Annotated in this window: 15 protein-coding genes; 6 read left to right on the top strand and 9 right to left on the bottom strand. The window is 39.6% G+C overall.

The features are described from left to right. The first annotated feature begins 3 nt into the window (after window positions 1-3). Window positions 4-1,242 (top strand): glycosyltransferase N-terminal domain-containing protein, encoded by a 1,239-nt coding sequence (locus tag OGI71_RS18345; protein WP_282250897.1) that lies wholly within the window; start codon window positions 4-6, stop codon window positions 1,240-1,242. A gap of 150 nt (window positions 1,243-1,392) precedes the next feature. On the opposite strand, the gene OGI71_RS18340 is transcribed toward OGI71_RS18345, so the two are convergent. Then, complete coding sequence (locus OGI71_RS18340) at window positions 1,393-2,841, bottom strand: glyceraldehyde-3-phosphate dehydrogenase (RefSeq protein ID WP_282250896.1); 1,449 nt, start codon at window positions 2,839-2,841, stop codon at window positions 1,393-1,395. 138 nt (window positions 2,842-2,979) lie between these two features. Further along, a complete protein-coding gene (gene hemW, locus OGI71_RS18335; RefSeq protein ID WP_282250894.1) occupies window positions 2,980-4,152 on the bottom strand; it encodes a radical SAM family heme chaperone HemW in 1,173 nt (390 codons plus the stop codon). A 210-nt stretch (window positions 4,153-4,362) separates the two neighbouring features. On the opposite strand from hemW, the gene OGI71_RS18330 reads away from it, so the two are divergent. After that, the gene (locus tag OGI71_RS18330) at window positions 4,363-5,484 is read left to right on the top strand and encodes a glycoside hydrolase family protein (protein WP_282250892.1); all 1,122 of its coding nucleotides are present in this window, start codon (window positions 4,363-4,365) and stop codon (window positions 5,482-5,484) included. Window positions 5,485-5,627: 143 nt separating this feature from the next. Here OGI71_RS18330 and OGI71_RS18325 read toward each other — a convergent pair whose 3' ends face one another. After that, window positions 5,628-7,505 (bottom strand): M1 family metallopeptidase, encoded by a 1,878-nt coding sequence (locus OGI71_RS18325; protein WP_282250890.1) that lies wholly within the window; start codon window positions 7,503-7,505, stop codon window positions 5,628-5,630. A 160-nt stretch (window positions 7,506-7,665) separates the two neighbouring features. On the opposite strand from OGI71_RS18325, the gene OGI71_RS18320 reads away from it, so the two are divergent. Continuing rightward, a complete protein-coding gene (locus tag OGI71_RS18320) occupies window positions 7,666-8,523 on the top strand; it encodes a hypothetical protein (RefSeq protein ID WP_282250889.1) in 858 nt (285 codons plus the stop codon). Between the two features lie 77 nt (window positions 8,524-8,600). On the opposite strand, the gene OGI71_RS18315 is transcribed toward OGI71_RS18320, so the two are convergent. The 6 genes from OGI71_RS18315 to OGI71_RS18290 form a co-directional block, all read right to left on the bottom strand. Continuing rightward, entirely contained in the window at window positions 8,601-9,998 is a 1,398-nt protein-coding gene (locus tag OGI71_RS18315) for an MBL fold metallo-hydrolase (protein ID WP_282250887.1), read from the bottom strand. 12 nt (window positions 9,999-10,010) lie between these two features. After that, window positions 10,011-10,826, bottom strand: a complete 816-nt coding sequence (locus OGI71_RS18310; protein WP_282250885.1) for a sulfite exporter TauE/SafE family protein — start codon at window positions 10,824-10,826, stop codon at window positions 10,011-10,013. Between the two features lie 58 nt (window positions 10,827-10,884). Continuing rightward, the gene (locus tag OGI71_RS18305) at window positions 10,885-11,298 is read right to left on the bottom strand and encodes a DUF6691 family protein (RefSeq protein ID WP_282250883.1); all 414 of its coding nucleotides are present in this window, start codon (window positions 11,296-11,298) and stop codon (window positions 10,885-10,887) included. Next, a complete protein-coding gene (locus OGI71_RS18300) occupies window positions 11,299-11,859 on the bottom strand; it encodes a YeeE/YedE thiosulfate transporter family protein (protein ID WP_282250882.1) in 561 nt (186 codons plus the stop codon). 82 nt (window positions 11,860-11,941) lie between these two features. After that, entirely contained in the window at window positions 11,942-12,382 is a 441-nt protein-coding gene (locus OGI71_RS18295; protein ID WP_282250880.1) for a hypothetical protein, read from the bottom strand. Then, window positions 12,372-13,769 (bottom strand): WG repeat-containing protein, encoded by a 1,398-nt coding sequence (locus OGI71_RS18290; protein WP_282250877.1) that lies wholly within the window; start codon window positions 13,767-13,769, stop codon window positions 12,372-12,374. Before OGI71_RS18290 ends, OGI71_RS18295 begins: the two co-directional genes overlap by 11 nt. Window positions 13,770-14,063: 294 nt before the next feature. Here OGI71_RS18290 and OGI71_RS18285 point away from each other — a divergent pair, with 294 nt between their 5' ends. From OGI71_RS18285 to OGI71_RS18275, 3 genes are all read left to right on the top strand, one after another. Next, window positions 14,064-14,744, top strand: coding sequence for a response regulator transcription factor (locus tag OGI71_RS18285; protein WP_282250875.1), 681 nt, complete (start codon window positions 14,064-14,066; stop codon window positions 14,742-14,744). Next, window positions 14,734-16,116, top strand: coding sequence for a HAMP domain-containing sensor histidine kinase (locus OGI71_RS18280; RefSeq protein ID WP_282250873.1), 1,383 nt, complete (start codon window positions 14,734-14,736; stop codon window positions 16,114-16,116). Before OGI71_RS18285 ends, OGI71_RS18280 begins: the two co-directional genes overlap by 11 nt. 154 nt (window positions 16,117-16,270) lie before the next feature. Continuing rightward, window positions 16,271-17,479, top strand: coding sequence for a porin (locus OGI71_RS18275; RefSeq protein ID WP_282250871.1), 1,209 nt, complete (start codon window positions 16,271-16,273; stop codon window positions 17,477-17,479). Window positions 17,480-17,514: the final 35 nt, after the last annotated feature.

Here is a 17,514-nt window from a genome sequence, read left to right as displayed (position 1 = left end):
AACATGCGTTTGCTTTATTCAATTGGAATCTTTCTTTATGGACTCTTATTGCGTATTTTGGCCCCTTTTCATACCAAAGCGCGCCTTATGGTAACAGGGCGAAAAGACTGGTATTTGCGGATGAAACAATCGGTTGACTCTAGCCAAAAACATATCTGGTTTCACTTCGCTTCATTGGGCGAATTTGAGCAGGGAAGACCTGTTTTAGAAGCCGTAAAAAATAATTATTTGGACCATAAAATAATTGTAACATTTTATTCTCCTTCTGGCTATGAGATCAGAAAGAATACCAATCTGGCGGATCATGTTTTCTATTTACCTTATGACACTGCTCAGAATGCAAAGCTTTTTTTAGACCTGATCAATCCCTCATTTGCAGTCTTTACAAAATATGAATATTGGTATTATTATTTTGAAGGCTTACACAGCAGGTCTATTCCATTATTTCTTGTTTCGGCAATTTTTAGACCGGAACAGATTTTCTTTCAAGCTTATGGTACCTTTTTTCTGAAAATTCTGGGCTTTGTGACTTATTTTTTTGTTCAGAATGAGGAAAGCGTGCGTTTGTTAAAAGAATATGGAATCCGAAATGCGGGATTAGCAGGTGATACACGTTTTGATCGTGTGATTGACCTTCCTAAGGTTCGAAAAGAAATACCGTTGATAGCGGATTTTGTGGGAACGGCTCCTGTTTTGGTGGCTGGAAGTACCTGGCCTGAGGATGAAAAATTATTGAAAGAGCTGTTCCAGCAGTTTTCAGAATATAAGTTAATCTTGGCGCCGCACGAGATCAATGAGGGCCATATCGTCAGCATATTAAATCTGTGGCCTGCAGCGCTTCGTTTTTCAAAAATGGCGGAATATGAGACGGTAACTTTAACGGAAGCAAAAGTATTGATCATAGACAATATTGGACTCTTGTCTTCTTTGTATGGTTATGGTGAGGTCGCCTATATCGGCGGCGGATTTGGTGTAGGGATACATAATACGCTCGAAGCGGCAACCTATGGAATGCCTGTGCTGTTTGGTCCCAATTTTAAGAAATTCCAAGAAGCGAAAGATCTGATTGAACAGGGGGGAGGCTTTTCATTTGCTGATAGTAAGGGGCTTATGGATGCCTTTGGACGATTGCAGGATCAATCAAAACGTGCAGAGGCAGCGAAATCCGCCCGTCAATATGTACAGCAAAAAGCGGGAGCAACACCCATTATCATGAAATATTTGAAGAATGCCAACTTATAAAATATAAAGAAAGCTGCTCCAAAGGTAAAAGCAAACTAGCCGGAAGTTGCATGGCTGAAAAAGAGACGTTAAGAGAGGACGAACGACATTAAAGAAAAATAGGGTATCCAAAATGATCGGATACCCTATTTTTATATAGAAAATTGGATTTTAATAGTACGTATATCTTCTTACACCTGCAATATGCCGCGATAAACGCATAACTTGATGGGAATAACCATACTCATTATCATACCATACATAGAGTACAATATTTTTACCATCAGCTGAAACAATGGTTGCTGGTCCATCAATGACAGCGGCTGCTGTTGTACCTATAATATCGGTAGATACAAGCTCATCATTGCTTGAGAATTTAATCTGTTCGACAAGATTGCCTTCCAATGCACTCGTTTTTAAGAGTGTGTTTATTTGTTCCCAAGATATGGCTGATGTCAATTCTAAATTTAATATGGCTAAAGACCCATTAGGGACAGGTACCCGGATTGCGTTGGAAGTGAGTTTGCCTGTTAATGGCGGGAGGACTTTTGAAACAGCACTTCCCGCCCCAGTCTCCGTAATGACCATGTTCAAAGCGGCAGCACGACCTCTTCTGGATTTTTTGTGCATATTATCTACCAGATTTTGATCATTCGTATAGGAATGGATAGTTTCTATATGACCTTTCAGGATACCTATTTTCTCTTCGAGGACGGCCAAAACTGGCGCAATAGCATTTGTGGTACAGGAGGCTGCTGAAAAAATAGCATGTTCTTCCAGATCTATCGTGTTTTCGTTTACACCATAGACAATGTTGGGTACTCCTTTGCCAGGTGCCGTCAACAATACTTGGGAAGCGCCTTTAGAGGCTAAATGGCGTGCAAGTTCTTTTTCATCACGAAAGGCACCTGTATTATCAATAACCAAAGCATTATTGATGTCGTATGTTGTATAATCAATATCTTCAGGTTGCTTAGCAGAGATGACGTTGACCGTGATCCCATTAATAATTAGTGCATTTTTTTCAGGATCTGTATAAACTTCACCCTCAAATTCCCCATGTATGGAGTCACTTTTCAAAAGAGCAGCCCTTTTAAGCAATGATTTGGCATCGTTAGGGTCCCTAGTGACTATTGCGCGTAGACGAAGTTGCTTGCCAGAACCCGATTTATTAATGAGTTCGCGTGCGAGTAGACGGCCAATACGACCGAAACCATAGAGTACAACATCACGGGGTGTTAATTCCTGCCACTCGGTGATTCCCTCTAATTCATTGAAAATAAAAGAAGACAAATCCTCCGCATTGATCTGGTCGTTTGTGGCTTTAGTTGCAAGTTTACCGATATCAATTCGAGCGGGAGCTAGATTTGATTTTTCCAATACACGAGCAAGATTCAATAGATCAAATATGGTCAGTATATTGCCGGAAAGGATAGTACTTTCCCGGAGGTGGTTGAGAATCACACTTACTTTTTCATCAACCAGCTGCTCTCTGAACAGAACGAGCTCAATAGCCTGGTTATACCAAAGATTACTAATGATTTGAATCAGTTCAATAGCTGCATTTTGCTGTTCTCTGTAACTTTTGATTTCTAGATCAAAAGAAGGACTATGTAACATAATATTTTTATAATAGATTATGTTGCAAACATAGTACAAACAGAACTAAAAAAGCGATTTGATTTTCATTTTCGTAATTATTGAAATCAAAAGACGCTTACTATTGTTGTTTTGATAATTTTATTGGCTGTTTTATTGTTAATTTTCAATAATAAATAATTCGGACATGATATGGTCTGCCATTAATTTACCAGAATCTGTTAATTTTAATTTATTATTGTCTAAAATTAATTGCTGCTGCTCGAGAAATGATGTGGCATCTTCTATTATCTTGCTTTTAATAGTGTAATCAAAATTCTTTTCTAACAGTTCCAGATCAAGGCCCCACATGGTGCGCAGTGAGGTCATAATACACTCGTTAATCTGATCGCGAACAGATAGATACTCGATCTCCAAGGGGAGCTGGTTGGTTTGTATCGAGCCGATATACTTGGCGTTATTGGCAATATTCCAAGATCTGGAATGACCATTGAATGAATGGGCCGAAGGGCCGATACCTAGATAATGCTTGCCTTTCCAATAGTTTGTATTATGACGTGCATATAAACCATTTTTAGCAAAATTGGAAATTTCATATTGTTCATAGCCCGCACCTTTCAATGTTTCGATCAGCAGATTCATCTGATCGGCTGCCTGATCTGAATCAATGGCAGGACTCATGCCCTTCTTGATAAAATGATCTAGTGCTGTTTTGGCTTCAACGGTCATTGAATAAGACGAAATATGGGGGATTGCATAATCGATCAGTTGTTGCATATTGTAGCGCCATTTTTCATCGGTCAACAGGGGGTAGCCATAAATAAGATCACAGGTGATATTCTCAAATCCTGCATCTTGTACACGCATGATTGCTGCGGATGCTTCCTGTCTGGTATGCGCCCGATTCATCCATTTCAGATCTTCCTCGAAAAAAGACTGTACTCCTATACTGAACCTATTCACGGAAGTTGATCTTAATGCATTCACTTTTGCAGCACTGAGGTCATCTGGATTAGCTTCCAACGTGATTTCAGCATGATTACTGATGTCAAATTGTTTGGCAACAGCATCAATGATCCTTGAGATTTCGTCCGCCTCCAATAGTGAGGGCGTCCCACCACCAAAATAGATGGATTCAACTTTTCTGTCTTCCAAATAGGGTGACCTAAGTTCTATTTCTCGCAAAAGGGCGTTAACCATTTCGGTCTTGTATTGTAGTGAAGTACTAAAATGGAAATCACAATAATGACAAGCCTGTTTGCAGAATGGGATATGGATGTAAATCATGGCTACAAATATACCAACACTGGACCAACTTCGGAGTTTATTCACATTTTTTCTTCCACTTGGGAAGTCGTTTTCCCTATCCTTTTGGATGTTTTATATTGGCGAGCAAAACCCCGTGTTATGTCACGTCGATGTTGAATGGGGTTATTTTTAGAAATAGTCTTTTAAAAATAGGAGATAAAGAGTTTGACAACAAAGGAGTTATTTTCTATCTTGATGATCAGATTCATTTTATATAATCAAAAAACCAATCTTATGAAAATATCTTCCCGTCGTGACTTTCTAAAAAATGTCATTGGTGCATCGAGTATGCTACTGCTTTCACAGCAAGGATTTGCTGTGGATAATCAGTATGAAGAAGCATTTATCGATAAGTTGCTCCCAGCACCAAAAGGAGGTGGATTTGCGATGGCGGATTATTGGATATGGGATCCTTCAGTGATTAAGGGGGAAGATGGTAGATATCATATGTTTGCTTCACGCTGGAGCAAAAAATATGGCTTTGGTAATTGGGTGACCAATTCCGAAGTGGTGCGTGCGATTGCTGATACACCAGAGGGGCCTTATGAATTTGTAGAAGTGGTATTGCCTGCCCGTGGGAAAAAGTATTTTGATGGTTGTACAACTCACAATCCTCGGATCGTTAAAAACGGTGACTATTATGTGCTTTATTATTTTGGAAACAATTATGACGAGCCCAATCCTAGTTATTCCGAGAATGTTTGGGAATCGGGACTGGGGCAGAAAGCCTGGATGCATAAACGTATCGGGATGGCCTATTCAAAGTCGATATCAGGTCCTTGGAAGCGCGTCGATCAGCCCATTTTGAATCCGAGGCAGGGTGAATGGGATACTTCCATAACATCCAATCCTTCTCCGGTTGTTTTGCCAGATGGAAAGGTATATCTGATCTATAAATCATCACCTGTGAATTATAATCCCCCTTTGCTATTGGGGGCAGCGCAAGCTGATTCGTTCTTGGGGCCATATCATCGTTTGTCTGATAAACCTATTTTTTCTTTCCATACCGATCAAAATCATGAAAATGATGTAGAAGATCCTTTCGTATGGCATAATGGTCAGCATTTTGAATTGATTATGAAAGATCGCTATGGCAAAATCTGTGGGGAAGAGGGGGGCGGTATCCATGCATATTCGAAAGATGGAATCGATTGGCATCTGTCAAAAGCCGTCAAAGCCTATTCCAAGACGATCCGTTGGAATGATGGTACTGTCAGTCATCAAGCCAATTTTGAACGGCCGTTTTTATTATTTGAAAATGGAAAACCGACACATCTTTTTGCGGCTACAGGAGATGGGTCCGAGTCTTATCAATTTGAACGGACCTGGAATATGGTTATTCCGTTGAAGGGATAGTATATAGGATAACAGCGCACCCTTCATCCGAGGCAGACTGAAAAAAATAAGCCCCAATAAATTCCGATTTATTGGGGCTTATGCGTACCTCGAAAGCAGATTATTATAGCAATCTGCTCTAATGTTTACTTTCGATATTTGGATTAGCGTGTAAGGCTATTGTTTGCTGATTCCACATCCGCAAGTCGCAGCGATGGATCTATTGTGATTGTTTTTGGTGCCTTATTGACTGAAATTTTATATTCAGGGTTCGTCCAGAACCAATCCTTTAGTATAGTGCGTTTTATACCCTTATAGATCTCAAAATTTTCCTCCGGTTTTTCACCGCGCATTTCACGTAAAGGAATGTAAAATAGCTCTTTGCTTCCATCTTGATATTCTACAAGTATATCGAGTGGCATCGCAAAGTTTGATTTATTGAGCAGTTGAATTTCTGAATCAGTTACATGGCCAATTGCATAATCAATTTGGCGTGTCGTATTGATGAACAAATTGAAATACCATTTTAGGTTTATTCCGGATACATCCTCTGCAACACGCTTGAAATCATTAGGTGTAGGATGTTTGAATTTCCAGATGTCGTAGAATTTCAAAAATGTTTTCTCTAGATTTTCCTGACCGATAATATAGCCTAATTGTTCCGCTAGCACAGCACCCTTATTGTAAGCTTCATTACTATACCCATAATTCGTATTGTAATAATCCGCAAGTAGGCTCATCGGCTCTTCCTTGCCTGAAAGCGCTAATTTATAATAAGCTCGATAGGCATCGATAAGTGGATTGGATGCAATGGCTCCTCGTTTTTCGAAGAGATGCTGCATCGCCAATTCTTCCACATAGGAAGTAAATCCTTCGTCAAACCACTCATCTACGGTTTCATTGATTCCAAATAAATGTTGGTACCAGGAGTGAGCAGATTCGTGGAAGATAACACCAACAAGGCTTTTCAGATTACGGCCTCCAGTAATTAAGGTTGCTGTTCCATATTCCATACCACCGTCACCGCCTTGGATGATGGTGTAAGTTGGCCATGGGTACGTACCAAACTTAGCACTGCAAAAATCGAAAAATTCGGTAGATAGACCCAGGGCTGTTTTCCAATTTGATATAACTTCCTTGTCGGTTGGGAGATAGACCGTATAAACTTTTATTCCATTTTTGCTGGAAGCTGAGTCTACCACAAATTTGGGATCCGCCGCCCATACAAAATCATGGATATTTTGGGCTTTGTAATGCCATGTAGCCTTACCATTGTTGGCTTTTACTTTGGCTTTTGCCTGATAGCCTTTTACCTCATCTGGGTTTTGAAGAACACCTGATGCACCGACAACATAATTCTTGTTGAGGTGTATAGTGACGTCAAAGTTGCCGAAAGGCGCTATAAACTCACGACCGATATATTCATCGAGATGCCAGCCAAATTCATCGAATTGTGCCATCTTCGGATACCATTGTGCCATAGAAAGCGCTACGCCTTCTGCCGAATTGCGGCCTGACCTCCGGATCTGTTCAGGTACCTGTGCAGTCCATTCTATATTAAAATTAGCTGTTTCTCCGTCCTGGATCGCAGTGGGTAGGGTGACTTCTAGTATGGTACCATCAATCTTATAGCTTGTATTGACCCCATTCATGCTGAGGCTTTTGATTTTTTGGTAACCGATCTGGTTAGGTTGTAAGGTTTCGATACGGCTTTGCAATATTGGTTTTTCTTTGGTGCCAATATTTGATACCATTCGCTTATCTGGATCGCTGATATTTTTCAACCGGTAATCCATCATTGATCCTGGTTGGAAAGCGTTAAAATATAAATGAAAATAGACTTTTTTTAAGGATTGGCCTGAATTGTTGCTATATTTCAAAGCCATTTTTCCATCATATTGATAAGCTTTTTCATCCACGTTGACATTCATTGTATAGTCAACCTTCTGCTGCCAGAATCCTTTTCTCTGGGCCTTTACTTCCTGTCCCCCAATATTTATGACACATATAAGTGCTAGAAAGGACAATATTTTGATTTTCATGTTCCAAACTTACAAAATTGTCTCAAGAAATGCCGATTAATCAGCCCAATCCAGATAAATGTCATCAAATCTTGACGAAAAGCGATTTGATTATTAATAATTGGCTTGGTTTTGGTTAGAAAATTTATCTATTGAGTTAACAAATATTACAAATAAATTTATGGAAAATCTGTATTATAAGCCTTCGGGGAAGGTGCCTGCTTTCGCATTAATCGGTTCGCTTGTGTTAGGTATTGTAGGATCAATTATTTTGGCAATTGTCTATATCGCCTTACAGTGGTTTATTCCGATTGTCTATTTTAATGTCTTTATCACACTTGGATTTGGAGCAGGACTGTTTTATCTGCTTAATTTTTGTTTCAAACAATGGAAACTCAGGAATAAAGGTGTTGCGATTATCATCACATTGATCGTTGCTATAGTTGGTTTTTATGCACAGTGGGCTTTGTTTGTTTCGTTGATGTATAATGCTGAAGGCACCATGGGTGGAGACACCTGGGTGAAATCTTCTTTTAGCCTAGAAGGCTTTAAAGCGTTTTTTATGCATCCATCTTTTATCTGGGAGGCACTACAGGGGTTAAATGAGGTGGGTACATTTACATTGAAGAAATCACCTGTTTCTGGAGCGATGCTTTGGGTAGTGTGGGGGATCGAAATGGCAATTATCCTTATTACGCCAATCATCATGGCTTTTCGAGGTATTACCATTTATCCTTTTTCAGAGAAAGATGAGATCTGGATGAGCAAACGGATTTTGCCGGGAAGATTAAAATTTGTTGAGGACAAAGATACGATGGCGAACGCATTGGCCAATCATGATTTTGCCTATGTCTATGATCATCTCTCCGATGAAGAAGAGCATTTTTCTTTTGCGACTGCCGAAGTTTATGAATCAGATACCGATGACCATCAATATCTGACCATCTATAATCATCAATTTGTGGAGAAGAAAGGGAAGATGGAAGAAAAGAAAGATGAGGTCATTGAATTCCTACGAATTAACAGGAATAGCTTATAGAAGCAGCGGAATGACTGAAATCATGTAAAAATAAAATAGCTCCAGGATTTATTTCTGGAGCTATTTTATTCAGCAGGCTATTTAACTAATAGACCACCTTTTGCTTTCCAGTCATTGATGGACGCACTATATATTTTAATGTCTTTAATTCCATTTTTAGCTAAGATCGAGGCTGCAATTGTCGCCCTGTCCCCAGATTGACAATGTAGGTATAATTCTTTTGTGCGATCAATTTTGTCTAGATTGTCTTCAATTGTTCCAACAAAGAGATGTGTGGCATGTGGTAGATGCCCTGCAGTAAATTCGGCTGTATTCCTTACATCTAGAATCTGAACGTTGGGATTTTCAAGGGCATCATTCATTTCCTGGAATCCGATAAGCTGTTGTTGTTCCAAAGAAATTCCCAATTGAGGAATGGCATCAGCTGTAATATATCCGACAACATTGTCAAGACCAATGCGCATTAACTTACGTGCAATTTCGTCCTGTTCGTTTTCATCCATGATAAGAATAAATGGCTTTGTGTAATCCAGTATCCAGCCGGCCCAGGTATTGAATGTCCGATTATGTTGTATGTTGATACTGTTGGGAAGATAACCTTTCGCAAAATCAAATTTATGTCGTGTATCAATAACCGTGGTGCCTGACAGATACAGTCTAGTGAACTCTTCCATCGAAAGTTTGGTGTACAGAGGCACACTTGTTTGTAGCGGGCGCATAATTTTGTTAAGTTTCTTCATCATAGCAAAATAGCGCGGCGGCTCAGGCTGTCCATCTAAAAGTTCCGCAACAAAATCACTTTCATTATTTTGATATTGAAATGCCCAGTTGCGTATCCGTTCATAACCAACGGTTGAACTAGGTACAGCACCCAATGCTTTACCACATGCTGATCCAGCGCCATGGGCAGGCCATACCTGAATATAATCGGGTAGTGTCAAAAAATGCTGTAAAGACTTAAACATCTGCTGTGCACCAACTTCCTTGGTACCAATGAGTCCAGCGGCATTCTCCAAAAGATCTGGACGGCCAATGTCTCCAACAAATACAAAATCACCTGTAAATATCATCACCGGATCCATTGTTGCCGGCGTATCAATTAAAACAAAACTAAGGCTCTCAGGAGTATGTCCAGGGGTATGGAGTACCTTAAAAATTAGATTTCCAAGATGGATCTGATCACCGTCTTTTAATCCGATATGGGGAAACTCATATTGCCAATCTTCGCCCCCTTCGTCGGAAAGGTAACATTGGGCGCCTGTTAGTTCAGCTAATTCCAATGTTCCGGAGAGATAATCAGCATGGATATGTGTTTCGGCAATATGTGTAATTTTTAAATTGTTTTTTGCTGCAATCTCTAAGTAAGTATCGACATCTCTTTTGGGGTCAATTACTAGGGCAACACCTTTGGCTTGACAGCCAATTAAATAACTTGAATGTGCTAATGATGACTCGAAAATATGTTGAAAAAACATAATATATGATTTTTAGTGATTTACGAATTGAATGATTTCGAAAGTAAGAATTAGGATACCGATACTGATCAGGAAATAACCAAAGATCCCCTGTAGTCGTACCACCTCCAATTTGTCTTTCCATTTGGAGCCAATCTGAAGGCCTATTAAAGTGATTAACGTAAAAGTAAGCAATATCGGCCAATTCATGTGGTTTAATAGCTGGTAGTTTGCAACCAGACCAAAGGACGCGTTTAACCCGATGATGAATAGCGATGTTGCGATAGCCTGTTTTAATGGAATTCCCAAAAGGAGCACCAATGATGGTACAATAATAAAGCCGCCTCCGGCACCGACAAGTCCAGTCATGACGCCGACAAGCAGACCCGCGATAATTATTTTGAGGACTTGACCAATATGCATCGTGACAGCAGGTATTGCGACCTTTTTCCTTCTGCAGATCATTGCTAGAGCGGAAATCAGGATAACAATCGAAAACAGCAGCATAATAACATGATTTCTGGAGATCGCTATTTCCGCAAGATGAAATTGCGCTGGTATGGCAGCCAACAGGTGGCGCTTGGTCAAATAGACCGACAGTAAAGACGGAACCAAAAAGAATGCTGTAGTTTTTAGATCTATCTCGCCTCTAGTCAGGGGTTTAATTGAGCCGATTATGGCCAGTATTCCAATGGAAAACAGGGAATAATCAAGCGCATATTGGGGCTCAATATGAAATAGGTATACGAAGATCGGTAGTGTTAAAATACTGCCGCCACTCCCCATCAAACCCATTGATAGCCCAACCAATATCGCCAATAAAAAGCCAATTATAAATAGTAGTTCCATTTTTGCTAAATCAAATGCTATCGTTACACCCACAGACTCATGATCGTCTATTGTCGGCCTAATGAGGCAGCTTGTGTCTAAGTAAACCATAGATCCATGTTCCCAGGATGGCAAAGATCAGTACAATACCCAATGTCCAATAACCTGAGCCGATCAATGCAAACATAGGCCCCGGACAAGCTCCTGACAATGCCCAGCCCAATCCGAAAATGGTGCCACCGACGAGATAGCGTGTGATACTTTTGTCTTTGGCCTGGAATGCGATCTGCATCCCATTGCTGTCTTTAATCTGTTCCCGTTTGATAATTTGTACAATGATAATCGCTGTTGCGAGTGCCGTACCGATCATGCCATACATGTGGAAGGAGCGGAACTGAAACATCTCATAAATGCGATACCATGAAGCTGCTTCTGATTTGTATAAAATGATCCCAAATAAGATCCCGATCAATATAAATTTTACTGCTTTCATTTATGCGAAGATTAAAGGAAATAAGAAGTGAACCATGATGATGCCACCTATAAAAAAGCCAATGACAGCAATTAATGAGGGGAGCTGGAAATTGCTGAGTCCTGAGATGGCGTGTCCTGAGGAGCAGCCTCCGGCATATCTTGTCCCGAAACCAATCAATAGTCCGCCAATGCTTAGAATTAGAAACTGAAATAAAGAGCCATTAAAAATAAAGATAGATTCGGGAAGATAGCCCTGTAGATGATCTATTATTCCCAGTTCCTTTAAATCGGCGACACTTTTTGCATTGATTTGCGCAGCGGAGCTGTCACTTAAAAAGTAATGGGCAATGAATCCTCCAATGGCGGTCCCGAGTACCACAAGAAGGTTCCAGGATTGCGTCTTCCAGTCGAAGCGAAAAAAAGAGGATGATTTACCGGCACCTAATACCGTACACATCGTCCGCAGATTATTCGACATGCCGAAATCTTTTCCTTGTTTTAGCAATAAGTACATGACTAATGCAATTAAAGGCCCTGAAATATACCAAGGCCATGGTTGTTTGATGTATTCCAATAACATAGCTTGTTCTTAAGTTATATGACAAAGGTACATACCGCTATTACAAAAAACGGTAACAAATGTTACCGTGGAATGTATGCTATTACATATCGTAATACTCAATATTAGCCTCTTTGATTGCTTGGGTCAATAAGGGTAGATCATCCTCTTTCTGAAATAACTTATTACGCCAGGTACGAAAAGCGGAACCTTTGTTTTGGTTTATGATAATCAAATTGCCGCCGGAGCGTCTGAGATTTCGAATATGTGAAATGTTGCTCAATGGGAATTCAACTGTTTTTTTTGAATTGCTGACGGTGAGTGTATCTGCATCCAACCGCCATGTGGAGTCCAGAGTAGAACACTTGATGGCAAAATACAGTGCAAGGGGAACCATCAAAAGAGCGATGATTATTTTATAAATTTCTTGAATCGGAACTTTCGACATCCCTATCCCTATCAATAGAATCGAGGTCAATAGAATAAACATGTATTTCCCGCGATGCAATGTTGAAAGATAGAATGTTTGTGGATTACTCTTCATACTTTTTTATAAACTTTCCTTTTGCATTAATATAGTAAAAATTCTCGAGGTCCTCGCTGACCAAGGCTAATCCATTTTCATAGGGTTGTGCATTTTGGAATTTAAAAGGAATGACTACTTTGCCACTGTAGTCGATATATCCATACTTGTTGTCTTTAAAAACCAATAGTAATTTCTCGCCAGCAAAAGATAAATATTCCTGACCTGTAGGTAACAATTTTTTGCCGGATTTGTCAACTAACTGATAGGTTAGATTTTCGATAATCAGTGCTAGATTGTCGCGATACTCCGCAATAGTTTCGTATTTCGCAGGAATCAATACGTTCCCTTTTAGATCGAGTACACCAGTAAAGTCTCCTTCGTTATATAAGGCATAACTTAAACTTGGGACGGAGATGAAATCATATTTTGCAGCGAGCAATAATTTGCCGCTGTTATCCAACAGGCCATACTTCTGATCTTTCATAAATACTAATGGCGCACCTTCCGTATCTAAACTTAACGATTCGTACTGACAAGGGATAACTTCTTTTCCCTGTAAGTCGATCAAGCCAAACATTTGAACTGTATCGGTGACGATTGCATAATCACCTACGTACGCGTAGATGGAAGCATATTTTGCTGACGTGAGTTTATTGCCTAAGCTATCCTGTACTCCAAAAAATTCAGTATTGGGATCTTGATACCAAGATAAATGGTCATTTAGAGCAGAGTCAGTCGTAGTTTCTTCTGCTTCTCCTTCTTCGTAACCTTCTGGAATTTCGAATAATGCCGTTTCGTAAGGGACTTCTTCAACTTTAGTAGCTTGGATTCCTAAACCTTCGGCGCCGATAGATAGCGCTGCTCCAGGTACTTTTTCTAGATAATCGTAGGTTCCCCAATATAATTTAGGCAATTGCTCTGCATACCAGACTGTGATTTCAGTCTGTTTATCCTTACTGCCTGCTAGATTAAATGTTGCCTTTTTGCAAGATAGACCTGCAATAACTTTCTTTTCATTCGGAATTAAGCTCATTTCAAAATCACTTGAGTAAGCGTAATCTCCATCTGCTGATGTTTCAATAAGCTTACCGGAAGCAAGATCCGTTGAAGTATATGTTTTGCTATTTTCGTCGATCAGATAAGAAGTCTCGTCTTTGATATTGCTGATCTGTATGGATTTTCCAAACAGCAAACTTTCTACACGCATTTGGTCCTTACAAATATAGGCATGCATCAATGCCTCTCCGTTTCCGGCCAAAATTTTGATAAATTCCGAAGCTGATGTATCTGTGCCTGTTTCGGGGTCTGCAAACTGATAGGTTATTTTAAAGACCTTCTGTTGAGCTGAACTGGTTTTAACAAAAACTAATGTGAAAAAGGCTATGCAAAGGAAAAAATGTTTCATTGGATATACAAATTAGAATACGAAAGTATTGAAAATTGGCTGGTTTGTGAAATAATCTTTTGCCGATTGGGAAAAATCATGCAGAAATTTTGATATTATTGTATTCAAATGCCATATTGTAAAATTAGGTGATGCTATTAGGCAGAAAAATAATAAGTGTGTTTTTATCATCACAAAAATATCATATAAAAGTCAAGAATTTGTGAATTTAATGGCATTCAGTAGCTTAGGTAAGACGAGCGGCGATATTTTTGTATTTTACAAACCTTAAGTTTACTTTTTAAAACAATATCTGTGGAACTACTGCTTATAGAAGACGAACCGTCGGTCATATCCTTAATAGAAAGAGGGCTAAAGGAAGAAGGCTATAACATTAGCATTGCAATGGATGGCTATACTGGTTTGAAAATGGCCGGATTAAATCATTATGATCTCATTTTGCTGGATGTGATGCTGCCGGGGATGAATGGTCTTGATGTATGTAAAAACATCCGTATGTCCAATAATGAAGTCCCGATTATTATCCTCACTGCACTGAACCAAACCGAAGATATTGTGGAGGCTTTTGAACGTGATGCGGATGACTACTTGACCAAACCGTTTCGCTTAGAGGAGCTAAAGGCTCGTATAAATCGCTATAGCCGCAAGTCCAAAACAGTGACCGAACAAAAGAACGTCTTGACATTTGATGACCTGCAACTGGATCGAGATAGCAAATCTGTTCAACGCGGGGAATTTCCAATCATACTTACGGCCACCGAATTCCGCTTATTGGAATTCTTGATGCTCAATCGTAATAAGGTATTGACACGAATAGACATCCTAGAGGAAGTATGGGGCATGGATGTCGATCTAAGTACCAATGTCGTGGATGTCTATGTCAACTATTTGCGTAAAAAAATTGACAAGCAATTTACCCGTAAACTGATCCATACAGTTATTGGTATGGGCTATGTCATCCGTCATGAAAATTAGAACCAAGATCGTACTCTTATTTTCTATCATCAGCACGCTTCTGCTTGTTGTCTTTGCCTTGTACGTCTCTTATTTTACCTACGATAGCCTGCAGACCAAGTTTTTTCATCGGTTAGAAGAAAATGCTGTCATTGTCGGTGATCATATTGTCAACCAGAAGGAAGAAAATAAGGAACTCTATATTCAAGTAAAACGTAAATACCTAAAGCAGTTATCTGAAGGAACAGATCATTTGCTCCGTGTGGTAAAAGGCAGTGACAGTATTCGGTTTAAGCCCAATTTGCCTATGCCGATGAGTTTCTACAAAGATGTGATGCAGTACGGCAAGGGAAGGTACATGCATAACCAAACCGCATTTGTAGCAGTATTTTTTCAAGATCAACTCCATCACGATAATCTTATTGTGGTGTCGGAAGGAGTTGATGAGTATGGGCATGATGAACAACGTCAATTAGACCGTACCTTAATTACAGGTGGGCTCTTAGCAATTCTATTGATTATCCTCATGTCATTTTATTTTGCTGACCGGCTGCTCAAGCCTATAAAAGATATCAATAGCGATTTAGGGAAAGTGGATATTGCTAATCTGGACTATAGACTATCCAGTAAATTCAGCAATGCCAAAGATGAACTGGGCGTATTGATTGCCAACCTCAACTCTATGCTCAGCCGTTTGGATATTTCGGTACAGTCCCAGCAGAGCTTTATCGGTAATGCATCTCATTCATTAAAAACACCCTTGACCATTATTGGTGGTGAAGCGGAACTTGCACGCAATTTCATCCCCAAAGAACACGAAGCCTACTATTCATTGGAAACGATTGCGAAGTATGCGGATAAGATGGAACTCATTATCAATAATCTCCTTCAATTATCGCGTATGGGCTTTAAAGGGGAGGTAGATAATAAAGTGCTCATTCGCATCGACGAATTGCTCTATGAAATTTATAAAGCTGAACGAAGCATCTATAAGGATTTTAGGTTGTCTTTTGATCTTACTCAAATCCCTGAGGATAGCGATGAGTTGACCGTGTTTGCTAATCCCGATCTATTCTATATTGCATTTAGCAATATTATCTCCAATGCGTATAAATATGGTAATGGTGAGCAGGTACAGGTCGCTATTAGTTGTGATGACCGAAATATTACAATTAAAGTATTTGATAAAGGGATCGGAATTCCGCAGAAAGATCAGCCCCATATTTTTACTTCGTTTTATCGTGCTTCCAACGTAGGGGATATCTATGGAAATGGCCTTGGGCTTGTTTTAGCTAAGAATATCTTTGATCTTCATGCTGCGGAACTCAGCCTTTATTCTGCAGAAGGCCAAGGCACCCAAGTTGTTGTCACGCTGCCTAAAATCGCTTTCTAATCTCATTTTAATCTCATCCTTATTCCATTTTTAATTTGCTGTGATATACTTGTGCCAGAGATAGGTATATCATATGAAACCATCATGATTTATTCAAGCATATGTCTGAATAAATCTGATAGCTTCATCACGAATAAAAAGCGATTTAAAACGGATGAAAAAAACACTTTCACTTATTACAACTTTGGGTTTGGGCATTGCGACATTACAGGCGCAGGAACAGACTCCAACAGATTCCATTCCAGCAGAAAGAAATAGCTTATTATCCAGAGGTAGTTTATTGTCAAAAGAACCAACCAGGGCGAAATCATTTCAACTGGATGTTTTGCTGCGTGCAGGTCTGCAGACTGATAATAGCGATGGCTCCGGCCAGGCAAAAGCAAATCTGGACGATGCACGTATCTTGATGAGCGGCGATTACAACGAGCAACTTTCTTATAAAGTACGTTTTCGCCTGAATAGATCATTTGCACCGACCAGTCAGGACAATGGATCAAGGGCATTGGATATGGCCTATATCAAATACAAGTTTGGAAAGGATCTGAAATGGTCCGTTACAGCGGGTAAGCAGAGCGCTATAGTGGGTAGCTATGAGTTTGAAAATAACCCTATTTACGAATATAAATTCACGGATTATGTTGATCGTATTTTGAATTTATTTGTGGTAGGGGGAACATTGTCCTATGAAGTCAATCCTAATCATTCCTTACATGCACAAGTTTATAATACTACAAACGATAGTTTTATGGATGTGCATACCAAGAGTGGTTTTGCTGTAGGTGATTTGGAGCGATCTGATGTGCCAATGGGAGCTTACTTTACTTGGGTAGGAGCCTTTATGGATAAAAAAATCAATACGAAATGGTCCTATAATATCTCTCAGTTTGCGAAGGGACATACCAATCATTCCATCTCTTTGGCAAACAAGTTTAAAACGCCGAAGCAAATGGTCTATTTAGACCTGCAATATTCTTACCTGGGTGTTGATCATGCCTTGATTGCATCATCAGCAATCAATGACTTTTATGGCCGCACGGGGACAGGACGCATCTTGGCAAAGGATGTCAATTACGCTTCAGCAATTGTACGGTATGATCAGTTTTTAAGTGAAAAATGGGAGGTAGCGCTGAAAGGTGGTTATGAGACTGCCGGATCAAGAGATGACGATCAGGTTGGCAAAAATTTCCGTCAAAACTGGACCTACTTTGCGACCCTACAACATAAACCTTTTCATAATCAGGATCTGCGATTTTACCTTGGTTATGTAGGTAATACAGTAAACTACAAAGGACATATGGATATGGGTAAGAGTCAATATAACCGTGTTGCCTTTGGAGCATATTTTACAATTCCGGTCTTGTAATAATTCCTTTAACAAAATAACAAATAATTATTTTT

The sequence above is a fragment of the Sphingobacterium sp. ML3W genome (genome assembly GCF_029542085.1).
GTDB lineage: Bacteria > Bacteroidota > Bacteroidia > Sphingobacteriales > Sphingobacteriaceae > Sphingobacterium.
The sequence above is the reverse complement of the archived record's forward strand: the minus strand, read 5'-3'. Positions and strand labels throughout refer to the sequence as shown.